Here is a 13,427-nt window from a genome sequence, read left to right as displayed (position 1 = left end):
AAGCGGAACCATGAACGAGATGACCAAGATCGCTGTCCAGACCAGCCTCAAGGACTGGGAAACCGATCAGGAAGTCCGCTGGTGCCCGGGCTGCGGAGACTATGCAATCCTGAAAGCGGTGCAGCGCACACTGCCGGAGATCGGCGCCGATCCGGCCAAGACCGTGTTCGTCTCGGGCATTGGCTGCTCGAGCCGGTTCCCCTATTACGTCGAAAGCTACGGCTTTCACACGATCCACGGCCGCGCCCCGGCCTTTGTGACCGGCCTCAAGCTCGCCAATCCCGAGCTCGACGTCTGGCTGGTGACGGGTGACGGGGACGGCATGTCGATCGGCGGCAACCATACGATGCACGTGCTGCGCCGCAATCTGAACACGCAGATCCTGTTGTTCAACAACGAGATCTACGGCCTTACCAAGGGCCAGTATTCGCCCACCAGCCGCCTCGGCACCGTCTCGCCCACCACGCCGCTTGGTTCGGTGGATCGTCCGGCAAGCCCTTGCGCCTTTGCGCTCGGCGCAGGTGGGCGCTTCATTGCGCGGGCCTATGATGTGTCCAAGGAACTGCCTTCGGTGCTCAAGGCGGCTCACGCGCATCAGGGTGCGGCCTTCGTCGAGATCTTTCAGAACTGCATCGTCTACAACAAGGACGTTTTTGCCGACTTTACCGAGAAGGCGAACGCCGCGACGGGCCAGCTCTGGCTGACCGACGGCGAGCCGATGCTGTTCAACAAGGGCACCCAGGGCATCGCGCTCGATGTCGAGACGCTCAGCCTCAAGGTCGTCGCTGTTGTGGATGGCGATTGGCAGGCCGCCGGCGTGCGCGTCCACGACGTGAAGAACCGCGCCATGGCGCACCTCCTCGTCGAGATGCCCTTCGGCCCGTTCCCGATGGCGCTGGGCGTTATCTACGATGATCCCCGCCCGACGTTCGAGGCCGCCGTCATCGAGGAGCGCACCCGCGCCGCGGCCGGCAAGACCGCGAACCTCGCCAAGCTGCTGAGCAAGGGGCAGACCTGGACCGTGGAGTGAACGCTGCCCTTCGGGGGCAGTGGCAATCAGGCGGCGCGGTGCGTTAGGGGGGTGGGATGACTGCTGCTCCCTCCATTGTCTGGCTGCGCCGCGACCTTCGCCTAACCGATCAGGCCGCCTTTGCTGCCGCTGGTGCGGCGGGGCCGGTTATACCGGTTTACGTGCTCGATGACGAGACGCCGAAGCATCGCCGCATGGGCGCTGCTTCGCGCTGGTGGCTGCATCACAGCCTTGCCAGCCTTGACGCTGATTTGCGGTTGAGAGGCTCGCGGCTGATCCTGCGGCGCGGACGCTGTGACCTGGTGTTGGCCGACATCGCGCGCGAGACAGGGGCGAGCACCGTTCACTGCCTGCGCCATTACGAGCCGTGGTGGCGCAATGCCGAGCGGGCGGTGGGCGAGGTGCTCACGCTCCAGCGCCATGACGGCAACTATCTCGCGCCGCCGGGCTCGGTGACAACGGGGAGCGGCCAGCCCTACAAGATCTACACGCCGTTTTGGCGGGCGCTCGAGGCCCGGATGCCGCCCGCATCGCCGCAAGCGGCGCCGAGCCGCATTCCGGCGCCGGACGTCTGGCCAAGCTCGGATACGCTCGCCGACATGAACCTGCTGCCCACCAAGCCCGACTGGGCAGGCGGCATGCGCGCCGAGTGGACTCCGGGCGAGGCAGGGGCGACCGCACGGCTCGAAGCGTTCCAGCCGCGCGCCCGCGCCTATGCCGAGCGGCGCAACTTGCCGTCCGTCCCGGGTACCTCGCGCCTGTCTCCGCATCTCCATTTCGGCGAGATCTCGCCGGCAACGGTATGGCATGCGGCCATGGATCGCGGCGGCTCGGTCGGCACGTTCCTTGGCGAACTGGGCTGGCGCGATTATGCGCAGAACGTCATCTTCCAGTTGCCCGACTACGCCGGGAAGCCCGCGCGTGAGCCGTTCGGGAGCTTCCCCTGGCGCGAGGACCCGGAAGGCCTCAAGGCCTGGCAGCAGGGTCGCACCGGCTATCCCATCGTCGATGCCGGCATGCGCGAGCTCTGGGCGACGGGATGGATGCATAACCGCGTGCGGATGATCGCGGCGAGCTTCCTGATCAAGCACCTCCTCATCGACTGGCGCGAGGGTGAGCGCTGGTTCTGGGATACCCTCGTCGATGCGGACTACGGCTCGAACGCGGTGAACTGGCAATGGAGCGCGGGCACGGGCGTGGATTCCAACATGTTCGTGCGGATCATGGCCCCGCTCACCCAGAGCCCCAAGTTCGATGCGGCGAATTATATCCGCCAGTGGGTGCCCGAACTTGCGCATCTGGATGACACCCGTATCCACGATCCTGATGTCCGCCCGCGGGCCTATCCGCCGCGCATTGTCGGCCATGCCGAAGCGCGGGCGCGGGCGCTGGCGGCCTATGCCGAGTGGAACGACCGCAGCTGAATTGGGACAAGTGACGTCATCCCGTTGCCCTTGGGCGCGGTTGGCTTCATACCGCCCCACATGAATGCGCATATGCCCGGACGGGGCGGGCATCTTCTTGAGGGCGGCAAGCCCCTTGCCGGGGGCGGAGGCATGCTCACGCGCCTCTTTGCGGGGCCGATCGATCGCATCCTGGAAAGGATCGATGCAGGCCTTCGTGAAGGCTCGCTTCTCGCGCATTTCCCTGGCGGGATGACCCGGCTGCTTGGCGGGCGGTGTGAGGGGCCAGCCGCCGAAGTCACCGTTTACGATTGGCGCGCGGTGCTACGGCTCGTCACCGGCGGTTCGGTCGGCTGCTATCAGGGCTATGAGGCGCAGGAGTGGGATAGCCCCGATCCGGTGCAGCTCTTCACACTTTTCGTGCGCAACGCCGCCGCGCTCGGCGATACGGCGCGCGCCAAGGGCCTGTGGCGGCTCGCCGCACGCCTGCTCCATGCTTTGCGCCGAAACAGCCGCAGCCGCGCCGCGAGCAACATCGCCGCACACTATGATCTCGGCAACGATTTCTATGCGCTGTGGCTCGATCCGACGATGAACTACTCATCGGCGCTGTGGGATGGCATTTCCTCTGCCGCCAGCCTCGAGGAAGCGCAGCGCAACAAGATCGATCGCATGGCTGATCGTCTGGAGCTGCCGCCGGGCGGCCATGTGCTCGAGATCGGTTGTGGCTGGGGCTTTGCCGCCCGCCGCATCGCCGAGCGCCATGGCGCAAAGGTCACGGCAATCAGCTTGTCCGAACCGCAATTGGCCTGGGCCCGCGCGCAGGTGGCGACCGATCCGCTGCCCGGCCTCGAGTACCGCCGGCAGGACTACCGCGACGTCACTGGTGAATTCGATGCGGTGATCAGCACCGAAATGGTTGAGGCGGTCGGCCGCGAATGGTGGCCTGTCTATCTCGATCGCATCGCGCAGGTGCTGAAGCCGGGCGGCCGGGCGGCGCTTCAGTGCATCGCCATTCACGACGACTTGTTCCCCGCCTATGCTCGCAGTGCGGACTTCATCCAGACCTACATCTTCCCCGGCGGCATGCTGCTCAGCGTCAGCGAGTTTCGGCGTCTCGCCGAGGGGCGCGGTCTCGTCTGGAAAGATCAAGTGGACTTCGGCTTAGACTACGCGCGCACCCTGAGCATATGGCGCGAGGCGTTCGATGCGGCGGTGGAAACTGGGCGCCTTCCGGCCGGCTTTGATGCCCGTTTCGTGCGGCTGTGGCGCTTCTATCTGATGTATTGCGAGGCGGGATTTGCCGGGGGTGGCATCACGGTCAGTCAGGTCACTCTCCTCAAGCAAGCTTGAGGTTTGTTGAAAAACTTTAAGAAAAATTTTACCATTTGACGACGTCAGGACGTCAGGCAACCGGGCGGTAGACGCCGTCGCCGCGATAGCGCAGCAGGATGTTGTCGTAGACAATTGGGCTCAGAAGATTGGCGAAGGCGCAGCCAACCTGGCCGCGCAGCCACCAGACGACCTCGGCCTGCTGCGATTCCAGACCTGGCAGCGTGAGCCAGCAGATCGTGCCGACATGCATGCGGTTGAGCGCGGTGGCGGAGAAGCCGCCGAGCGACAGATCATGCACCACTGTGTGGAAACTTTTTGATCCCGAAGCGCGCAAGCTGGCCGGAATGTTGACCTTGCTGCGCGGCGCGCAACGGTCTTCCTGGGTCGCCTGAAAATAGGCCTCGTTCGCATAAGGATCCCAGTCCTTGTCCATGGCGATTGTCCTGAGCCGAGTCGCGCTTCCCCGCTGGGAAGTCATGAGCGGACTATCGCCAGACGCGCTTAACCGTTTGTTAGGACCTGTGGTTCCCGGGGCTGGTTAACCGAAACGCGGCTGGGGCTGGCAAACGATTCACCAACAAGGCGCACGATGAAATCACCCACGACTTCGGGCGCCTTCACGCTGGCCGGATCTTCACCTGGATAGGCCTTGGCGCGCATCGCGGTGCGGGTCGCGCCTGGATCGAGGATTGCAACTCGGATCGCCGAGAGCTTGCGCACTTCTTGCGCATAGGCATCAAGCAGGTTCTCGAACGCCGCCTTGGTCGCGCCATAGGCGCCCCAGTAAGCGCGCGGTGCGGAGCCGACGCTGGAGGTCACGCCGATCACGCGGGCATCGTGGCTCTTCTTGAGCATCGGATCGAAGCCCGCGATCAGCGACTGTGTGGCAAGCACGTTGAGCGTCATCGCGCGGCTGAGATCCTTGGGCTCGATCTGCCAGACCGGGGTAAGCGTCGGTAGCACCGCCGCGTTGATCACCAGAATGTCGAGCGCTTCCCAGCGCCGGCCGATCGCGGCGGCAAGGCGGGCAATGCCATCTGGTTCTGCCAGATCGACCGGTGCAATGGTCGCACTGCCGCCGGTTTCGTAGATCGCCTGCTCGACGGCTTCGAGGTCTTTGCCGGCCCGGGCAGTGAGGATGACATGCGCGCCAGCGGCGGCAAGCGCCTTGGCCGTCGCGGCACCAATCCCACGGCTTGCGCCTGTGACGAGCGCGAGCTGCCCCGAAAGCGGTCCCTCGATGCTCATGCCACCTTCCCCACGGGAAGCGGCAACTGATCTGCTCCATCACGCCCGACAAGGTCGGTCAGCCGCGTCGGATACTCGCCGCTGAAGCAGGCATCGCAATACTGCGGGCAGGCCTTGTTGCGCGAAGCTTCGCCGACGGCGCGGTAGAGCCCGTCGATCGAGACGAAGGCGAGGCTGTCGGCGTGGATGAACTTCGCCATGGCTTCAACGTCCATGCGCGCGGCCAGCAACTTCGAGCGTTCGGGCGTATCGACGCCGTAGAAGCACGAATGCTCGGTCGGCGGGCTCGCCACGCGGAAATGCACTTCGCTGGCGCCGGCATCGCGCATCATCTGCACGATCTTCATCGAGGTGGTTCCGCGCACGATCGAATCGTCGATCAGCACGATGCGCTTGCCCGCCACCAGCGCGCGGTTGGCGTTGTGCTTGCGCTTCACATCGGCATGGCGCGCGCCATCCGAAGGCTGGATGAAGGTGCGGCCGACATAGTGAGAGCGGATGATGCCGAGCTCGAAAGGAATGCCGGACTGGTTCGCAAAACCGAGCGCGGCAGGAACGCCGCTATCCGGAACCGGAATCACGAGATCGGCATCGACCGCCGATTCCCGCGCTAGCTCCGCGCCGATGGCCTTGCGCACTTCATAGACCGAGCGGCCGCCCATCAGCGAATCCGGGCGGCTGAAATAGACGTGTTCGAAAATGCAGGGGCGGGGGCTCGGATGACCGAAGGGACGATGGCAGCGCACCGCGCCATCGTGGTCAACCTGGATCATCTCGCCCGGCTCGACTTCGCGCACGAAGTCCGCGCCGATCACGTCAAGCGCCACGGTCTCGCTCGCGAAGACCACCGCATCGCCCAGCTTGCCCATGACCAGCGGGCGGATGCCGAGCGGATCACGGCAGGCGATCATGCCTTCGTTGGTGAGGCAGATCAGCGAATAGGCGCCCTCGACCAACCGCAGCGCATCGATGAACCGGTCAAGCAGCGTGGGATAGCGGCTCGTTGCGACGAGGTGAATGATCACCTCGGTGTCCGAGGTCGACTGGAAGATCGCGCCCTTGGCGACGAGGTCGCGCTTTAGCGTCATCGCGTTGGAGATGTTGCCATTGTGAGCGATCGCGAAGCCGCCGGTGGCGAGATCGGCAAAGAGCGGTTGCACATTGCGCAGTCCCGAGCCGCCGGTCGTCGAATAGCGCACATGGCCCGCCGCCATCGTGCCGGGCAGTTCAGCAATCGCCTGACCGCTGGAAAAGTTCTGCGCGACGTGGCCAAGCCCGCGGCGCGAGTAGAACTCCTGCCCGTCGAAGCTGGTGATGCCGACAGCTTCCTGTCCGCGGTGCTGCAAGGCATGGAGACCAAGCGCGGCAATGGCTGCCGCGTCACGCGCACCCAACACGCCGAAAATGCCGCATTCCTCGCGGAGTTTGTCGCCGTTCTCGTCGAAAAAAGGATGGGCCGCGCCGCAAAGGGGATCGGTGTGGTTCATGGGCGTTCCGGATTCTGCGCTGCGGCGCCCGTACCGACGCCTTCCGCGGGCCATGTGGCGAGCTTTGGGGCGTAACGCAAGTGTCTCCAAACCGCTATTGCGCCCTGTGCACACGGTTGCCACGCCGTGCGCTTGCGCCTAGATGGCCGCACTCATGCTGAAGCGAGCCCGCACTTGATCCTCTCGCCCTTTGAATGGACGATCGCCAAGCGCTACATGCTGCCGGGCCGGGGCGAAGCGTTCATTGCCATGGTGGCTGGCATCAGCCTCGTTGCGGTTATGCTCGGCGTCGCCGCGCTGGTCATCGTCATGAGCGTGATGAACGGCTTCCGCGCCGAGCTTCTCGACAAGATTGTCGGCCTCAACGGTCATGCGATCATCCAGGCCTATGGCGGGCGGCTCGATGACTGGCAGGATATCCTGAAGCGCGTGGAAGCAACGCCGGGCGTCACGCGCGCGAGCCCACTGATCGAGCAGCCGCTGCTTGCCACGTTCAACGGCCGGGTTGAGGCGATCCTCGTGCGCGGCAATACCGGGGCCGATCTCAAGCGCCTCTCTGCCAAGCGCCTCGTCGGCAATTTTGCCGATTTGCGCCCCGGCTCGACCAATGTCGCAATCGGCTCGCGCCTTGCCGAAAGCCTGGGTGCACAGCTTGGCGACACGATCACGATCATCAATCCGCAAGGCCGCTCCACCCCCTTCGGCACCGTGCCGCGCCAGATCGGCTACCGCGTCGCCGCGATCTTCGAGATCGGGGTTTACGATTACGACAACGCCTACGTTGTCATGCCGATCGCGGATGCGCAGACGCTGCTGCTGACGGGCAACACCATCGGCATGATCGAGGTGACCACCACCAACGCCGATACCGCCGCGCAGACCCTCGCGCCGATCAAGCAGGCGCTCCTCGGCCGCGCGCAAGTGACCGACTGGAAGACGATCAACGCCAGCCTGTTCGAGGCGCTGGCGGTCGAGCGGGTCGCGATGTTCGTCGTGCTCTCGATCATCGTGTTGGTGGCGGTGTTCAATATTCTCTCTTCACTGATCATGCTGGTGCGCGCCAAGACGCGCGATATCGCGATCCTGAGGACAATGGGCGCGACGCGGCAAAGCCTGCTGAAGGTGTTCGTGACGATCGGCTTCATTATCGGCGCGCTGGGGACGGCGGTGGGCCTCGGGCTTGGCCTCGTGTTCCTCTACTTCCGCCAGAGCGTGGTGAACGGCGTCCAGTACCTGACTGGCCAGCCGCTCTGGGACCCGCAGATCCGCTTCCTCACCGAACTGCCCAGCCGCAGCGATCCGGTCGAGATCGCTGTCATCTGTGTCATGGCGCTTGTGCTCAGCTTCCTTGCGACGCTCTATCCGGCGCTGACAGCAGCGAGCACTGATCCTGTGCAGGTGCTGCGGTATGAGTGAGCCCTTCGTGCGCCTTGCCAATCTGCGCCGCAGCTTCAGCCAGGGCGACGAGACAATCGAGGTCCTGCGCGGTATCGATCTCGCCATCCGGCCCGGTGAGATCGTCGCGCTGCTCGGCCCATCAGGTTCGGGCAAATCGACCATGTTGCAGGCTGTCGGCCTCCTTGAGGGTGGCTTTACCGGAAAGATCGAGATCGCCGGCATCGAAGCCAGCGCGCTTTCGGCCGATGCGCGGACCGCGCTGCGCCGCGATCACTTGGGCTTCGTCTACCAGTTCCACCATCTGCTGCCCGATTTCAACGCGACCGAGAACGTCGTCCTGCCCCAGCTGATCGCGGGCAAGGGCGCTGGCGAGGCGAAGATCCGGGCCGAGGAGCTGCTCACCGCGCTCGGCCTCGGCCACCGCCTTACGCACCGGCCGAGCCAGCTTTCGGGCGGCGAGCAACAGCGCGTCGCCGTGGCCCGCGCGCTCGCCAATCGCCCCGGCCTCGTGCTGGCGGACGAGCCCACCGGCAACCTCGACGAGGCGACCGCCGACAAGGTGCTTGCGGAATTCCTCAAGCTGGTACGCGGGGAGGGCAGCTCCGCGCTCGTCGCCACGCACAACGAGCGGCTTGCGCTGCGCATGGACCGCGTGGTCCGCCTGCACGAAGGGCTGCTGGCCTAACGCTCCCCGCTTGATCCGCGCGCGGCCCCGTGCCAGCCTGCGGCCAAAGCACATGAGGGGAGCCCATCGCATGACCAGCCCGCAGACCATTGCCGATTTCACCGTGAAGATGCCCGGCGGCAAGGATCTCAGCCTCGCCGACAAGGCCGGCAAGGTCCTCCTCGTCGTCAACACGGCGTCCAAGTGCGGCTTCACACCGCAATACGACGGCCTTGAAGCGCTGTGGAAGAAGTATGGCGAGCGCGGTTTCGAAGTGCTGGCGTTTCCCTGCAACCAGTTCGGCGGGCAGGAACCGGGCACGGCGGACGAAATCGAGAGCTTCTGCAAGGTCAACTTCGGGGTGAGCTTTCCGCTCATGGCTAAGATCGAAGTCAACGGCGACGGCGCCGATCCGCTCTACTCCTGGCTCAAGGCCGAAGCGCCGGGCGTGCTGGGCACCAAGGGCATCAAGTGGAACTTCACCAAGTTCCTGATCGGCCGGGATGGCAAGGTGGTGCGCCGCTATGCGCCCACGGACAAGCCGGAGAAGCTGGCGGCGGATATTGAAGCCTTGCTTTGATGGAGCGAGGGCTGATTTGCCTGCCAGGTAGCCTTGGGCTTCGGCGCCCGGTTTCTCTCACACTTGCTCGGTTAGCTTCAGGGATGGCGGCGATCCTATCGCTGTCTCTGTCGTATCCGGCTTTTGCTTGCGCTGTGTATATCCCGCTTGACGGTCAGGCTGCTAAAAGCGTTGACGTCATTGCGCTCGCTCGTGTCGAAAGGTTTCGACTTGTCCGCGGGGAATACAGTGCGCGCCTCGACCTGAAGGTCGAGAGGCTGATGAAGGGGCAAGTCCCCGAGAAGTTGTCGGTGAAATGGTTTCCCTCTCTGTCCGGGCTACCCGCGCGCGTGCCTTCAGGACGTTATCTGATAGGTCTTCAGCGGGCCAGCACCATGCCTCCCCCACGCCGCGGCCCCAACGGCACTGTCCTGCTGGTGCTGGGTGTTGCTTACCTTAACGTCCTCCAGCACCCTTGTTCGAATGCGTTTCTGTTCAAGGAGGACAGTGCGGATTTCAGGTATATGTGGAAATTACTGGGCTTCAAATAGGGCGGGCGTTTGCGCGGAAAGCAATTCCAGAGACCGCGCGGGCAAAAGATCGGAGAATTGTGGTGCAGGCCAATCCCAGGTGGATAATGCCCTCCCGAACTCTCGCAGAATCGCCCCCCACACCCTAGCTTCCCCCCATGCCCCATGCCCCCTTCATCCCGCTGCGCATCTTCTCCTCCTACACGATGCTCGACGGCGCGATCGATCCCAAGGCGATTGCCAAGACGGCCGCCGAACGCGGCTTTCCGGCGGCGGCGATCACCGATCGCAACGGGCTTTACGGCAGCGTCGCCTTTGCCAAGGCCTGCCTCGACATGGGCGTGCAGCCGGTCATCGGCACCATGCTCGCGGTCGCCCGTCCCGCGCGGGAGGGGGCGGCGAACACCGGGTTCGGCGCCAGCGCACCAACCATCGACTGGCTCGCGCTCTATGCGCAGGATGCGAAGGGGTATGACAATCTCTGCCACCTCGTCAGCCAGGCGCACCTCGCGCGCCCGCTGGAACTCGCGCCGCATGTACCGCTGGCCGAACTCGCGGGTCATACTGACGGCTTGCTGTGCCTGACGGCGGCGGGGGAGGGGGCGCTCACTCGCCTTCTTGCTGATGGCCAGCACACAGCCGCCGAGGCTTACCTCACTGAGATCGAAGCGCTCTTCCCGCAGCGCCTCTACATCGAGATCGCCCGCCGCAATGATCCGGTGGAAATGGCCGCCGAAGACGCGCTGATCGATCTCGCCTACGCCCGCGATCTCCCGCTCGTCGCCACCAATCCTGCCTGCTTTGCCGAGCGCGCGTTCTACGATGCGCACGATGCCATGCTGTGCATCGCCAGCTCCACTCACGTCGATTCCGCCGATCGCCCGCGTTCCTCGAAGGAATGGTGGATCAAGCCAGCGCCGATGATGGAGGAGATTTTCGCTGATCTCCCCGAAGCGCTCGCCAACACGCTCGTCGTGGCGCAGCGCACCGCGTTCAAGCCGCCCAAGCGCAATCCCATTCTTCCCAGCCTCGCCGGTGACAAGGAAGGCGAGGCGCGGATGATGGCCGAGGATTCGCGGCATGGCCTCGTCGCGCGGATGAAGCCCTATTACGCCGAAGCGCTGTGGGACGAGCTCGTCGAAGCGCTCACCGCGCCCGTCGAGGAGATCGACGGCAGGCCCTTCACGCTGCTCAAGGCCGAGGGCCACTGGGACGAAGTGCGCGCCTACCGCGAACGCCTTGAGTTCGAGATCGGCATCATCAACCGCATGGGCTTCGGCGGCTACTTCCTGATCGTGGCCGACTTCATCAAGTGGGCCAAGGAACAGGGCATTCCGGTGGGGCCGGGGCGCGGGTCCGGCGCGGGCAGCCTTGTGGCGTGGGCGCTCACCATCACCGATCTTGATCCGATCAAACTTGGGCTCCTGTTTGAGCGCTTCCTCAATCCGGAACGCGTCTCGATGCCCGACTTCGATATCGACTTTTGCGAAACCCGCCGCGGCGAGGTGATCCGCTACGTCCAGCGCAAGTATGGCGACGATCACGTCGCGCAGATCATCACTTTCGGCAAGCTCAAGGCCCGCGCCGTGCTGCGCGATACGGGTCGCATCCTCCAGATGAGCTACGGGCAGGTCGACCGCCTGTGCAAGATGGTGCCCAACCACCCGACCGACCCCTGGCCGCTGCCCCGCGCGCTCAACGGCATTGCCGACCTCAAGCGCGAATACGACCGCGATCCGGAAGTGCGCCGCCTGATCGACCTTGCGATGCAGCTGGAAGGCCTGCCGCGCAACAGCTCGACCCACGCGGCGGGCGTGGTGATCGGCGACCGCCCGCTTGCGCAGCTCGTCCCGCTCTACCGCGATCCGCGTTCGGACATGCCGGTTACGCAGTTCGACATGAAGTTCGTCGAGGAAGCGGGCCTCGTGAAGTTCGACTTCCTCGGCCTCAAGACGCTCTCGGTCTTGCGCAAGGCCGTCGATCTGATGGCAAAGCGAGGCATCCAGATCGATCTCGACCGGCTCGCCTGGGACGATGCCCAAGTCTACAAGCTTCTGCAGTCGGGCGATACCGTCGGCGTGTTCCAGCTGGAATCGGAGGGCATGCGCCGCACCCTCGCGGCGGTGAAGCCCACCAATTTCGGCGACATCATCGCGCTCGTCTCGCTCTACCGGCCGGGCCCGATGGATAACATTCCGCTCTTCGGCCGCCGCAAGAACGGGCTGGAGGAGATCGAATACCCGCACGAGAAGCTCTCGGTGATCCTCGCCGAGACCTACGGGATCTTCGTCTATCAGGAACAGGTCATGCAGGCCGCGCAGATCCTAGCGGGCTATTCGCTGGGCGATGCCGACCTGCTCCGCCGCGCGATGGGCAAGAAGGTTCAGGCCGAAATGGACGCGCAGCGCCAACGCTTTGTCGATGGCTGCAAGGAAGTTTCCGGGATCGATGCCAAGAAGGCCAACGAGCTGTTCGACTTGATCGACAAGTTTGCGGGCTACGGCTTCAACAAGTCCCACGCCGCCGCCTACGCACTGCTGGCCTACCAGACCGCTTGGCTCAAGACGCATTACCCGCACGAATTCTACGCCGCCTCGATGTGCTTCGACATGCACCAGTCGGAAAAGCTGGCAGTCTTCGTCGACGACATGCGCCGCTCCGGCATTGCGCTCCACGGGCCGGACATCAACCGCTCCGAGGCCGAGTTCACCGTCGAGCGCACCGAGGACGGCTATGCCGTGCGTTACGCGCTCGCGGGCCTGCGCAATGTCGGTGAGAAGGCCATGGATGCCATTGTCGCCGAACGCGAGGCGAACGGGCCCTACACAAGCCTCGACGACCTGTTCCGCCGCTTGCCCGCCGGCGCAATGAACCGGCGCGGACTGGAAGCACTTGCGGCGGGCGGTGCGTTCGATGCGCTTGAGCCCAACCGCGCACAGATCGTTGCCAATGCCGAACTGCTGATGGCCGTCGCTGACGAGGCTGCCCGCTCGCGCACCTCAGGGCAAGCAGGGCTGTTCGGTGCGGAGGATCACGCTGTCCCCGCAACGCGCCTATCCGAAACCGCGCCATGGTCGCGGGCTGACCAGATGGCAGCCGAGCGCGACACCTTCGGGTTCTACTTCGCCGCGCATCCCGTCACCGAATATCGCGCAGTTGCCTCGGCCAATGGCGCGCGGACCTATGGCAGCTTGATGAGCGGAGACGGCGATGCGAGCAGCGGACGCAGCGGCGCAGTGATGGCGGCGCTGGTCGAGAACGTGAACCGGCGCAAGACGAAGAAGGGCAACGACTTCATCGCCGCCGATTTTTCCGACAGCAGCGGGCAGTTTTCCGCCTCCTGCTTCGAGGAAAGCCTCGTCGAGCCTTTCCAGCAATGGGCGCGTGAGGGCACTTGCGTGCTGCTTAACGTGGAACTCGACCGGCCCAATCCGGACGAGCCGCCGCGCATCACAGTGCGCGGGGCACGTCCGCTCGCCTCGGTTAGCAGTGCCGCGCGAATGCTGCTGAAGCTTGACGTGACGAAGCCCGAGGCCATGTCCGAACTCGCGCTGCTCCTCCCGCGTGCGCAAGGGGCACGCGGTGAAGTGATTGCCCGCCTGCGCACGGGGTCTGGCCGCGAACCGGTCATGCGGCTCGGCAATGATTTCTCACTTGATTCGGATGTCATCGAGCGATTGATTCCGGTGGAAGGGCTTGCCAATGTGGCCCTCACCGCGCGGGCCGACCGGCACTTGCGGCTCGTCGAATAGAACAACGAACAGGGGAGTAGG

The 13,427-nt window shown here is 64.7% G+C and carries 11 protein-coding genes; 8 read left to right on the top strand and 3 right to left on the bottom strand.

Annotated features, from left to right (window positions below):
- Nucleotides 1-10 precede the first annotated feature (10 nt).
- The 3 genes from Q0082_RS17995 (at nucleotide 11) to Q0082_RS17985 (ending at nucleotide 3,786) form a co-directional block, all read left to right on the top strand.
- Nucleotides 11-1,030, top strand: coding sequence for a 2-oxoacid:ferredoxin oxidoreductase subunit beta (locus Q0082_RS17995; protein WP_298194988.1), 1,020 nt, complete (start codon nucleotides 11-13; stop codon nucleotides 1,028-1,030).
- A 56-nt stretch (nucleotides 1,031-1,086) separates the two neighbouring features.
- The gene (locus tag Q0082_RS17990) at nucleotides 1,087-2,454 is read left to right on the top strand and encodes a deoxyribodipyrimidine photo-lyase (protein ID WP_298194987.1); all 1,368 of its coding nucleotides are present in this window, start codon (nucleotides 1,087-1,089) and stop codon (nucleotides 2,452-2,454) included.
- A gap of 132 nt (nucleotides 2,455-2,586) precedes the next feature.
- The gene (locus tag Q0082_RS17985; RefSeq protein WP_366522579.1) at nucleotides 2,587-3,786 is read left to right on the top strand and encodes a cyclopropane-fatty-acyl-phospholipid synthase family protein; all 1,200 of its coding nucleotides are present in this window, start codon (nucleotides 2,587-2,589) and stop codon (nucleotides 3,784-3,786) included.
- 52 nt (nucleotides 3,787-3,838) lie between these two features.
- Here the strand turns inward: Q0082_RS17985 and Q0082_RS17980 are convergent, their stop codons facing one another.
- From Q0082_RS17980 to purF, 3 genes are all read right to left on the bottom strand, one after another.
- Nucleotides 3,839-4,201, bottom strand: coding sequence for a PilZ domain-containing protein (locus Q0082_RS17980; protein WP_298194985.1), 363 nt, complete (start codon nucleotides 4,199-4,201; stop codon nucleotides 3,839-3,841).
- 68 nt (nucleotides 4,202-4,269) lie between these two features.
- Entirely contained in the window at nucleotides 4,270-5,016 is a 747-nt protein-coding gene (locus tag Q0082_RS17975; RefSeq protein WP_298194984.1) for an SDR family NAD(P)-dependent oxidoreductase, read from the bottom strand.
- Nucleotides 5,013-6,503, bottom strand: coding sequence for an amidophosphoribosyltransferase (gene purF, locus Q0082_RS17970; RefSeq protein ID WP_298194983.1), 1,491 nt, complete (start codon nucleotides 6,501-6,503; stop codon nucleotides 5,013-5,015). Before purF ends, Q0082_RS17975 begins: the two co-directional genes overlap by 4 nt.
- Nucleotides 6,504-6,677: 174 nt before the next feature.
- Here purF and Q0082_RS17965 point away from each other — a divergent pair, with 174 nt between their 5' ends.
- The 5 genes from Q0082_RS17965 (at nucleotide 6,678) to dnaE (ending at nucleotide 13,406) form a co-directional block, all read left to right on the top strand.
- Nucleotides 6,678-7,919 (top strand): lipoprotein-releasing ABC transporter permease subunit, encoded by a 1,242-nt coding sequence (locus Q0082_RS17965; RefSeq protein WP_298195005.1) that lies wholly within the window; start codon nucleotides 6,678-6,680, stop codon nucleotides 7,917-7,919.
- Nucleotides 7,912-8,586, top strand: a complete 675-nt coding sequence (locus tag Q0082_RS17960; RefSeq protein ID WP_298194982.1) for an ABC transporter ATP-binding protein — start codon at nucleotides 7,912-7,914, stop codon at nucleotides 8,584-8,586. Before Q0082_RS17965 ends, Q0082_RS17960 begins: the two co-directional genes overlap by 8 nt.
- A 70-nt stretch (nucleotides 8,587-8,656) precedes the next feature.
- Entirely contained in the window at nucleotides 8,657-9,145 is a 489-nt protein-coding gene (locus Q0082_RS17955) for a glutathione peroxidase (protein WP_298194981.1), read from the top strand.
- Between the two features lie 83 nt (nucleotides 9,146-9,228).
- Complete coding sequence (locus Q0082_RS17950) at nucleotides 9,229-9,675, top strand: hypothetical protein (RefSeq protein WP_298194980.1); 447 nt, start codon at nucleotides 9,229-9,231, stop codon at nucleotides 9,673-9,675.
- 137 nt (nucleotides 9,676-9,812) lie between these two features.
- Nucleotides 9,813-13,406, top strand: a complete 3,594-nt coding sequence (gene dnaE, locus Q0082_RS17945; RefSeq protein WP_298194979.1) for a DNA polymerase III subunit alpha — start codon at nucleotides 9,813-9,815, stop codon at nucleotides 13,404-13,406.
- Nucleotides 13,407-13,427 lie beyond the last annotated feature (21 nt).

The organism is Novosphingobium sp. (assembly GCF_027489515.1).
Classification (GTDB): domain Bacteria; phylum Pseudomonadota; class Alphaproteobacteria; order Sphingomonadales; family Sphingomonadaceae; genus Novosphingobium.
This window is presented reverse-complemented; position numbering and strand designations above follow the sequence as displayed.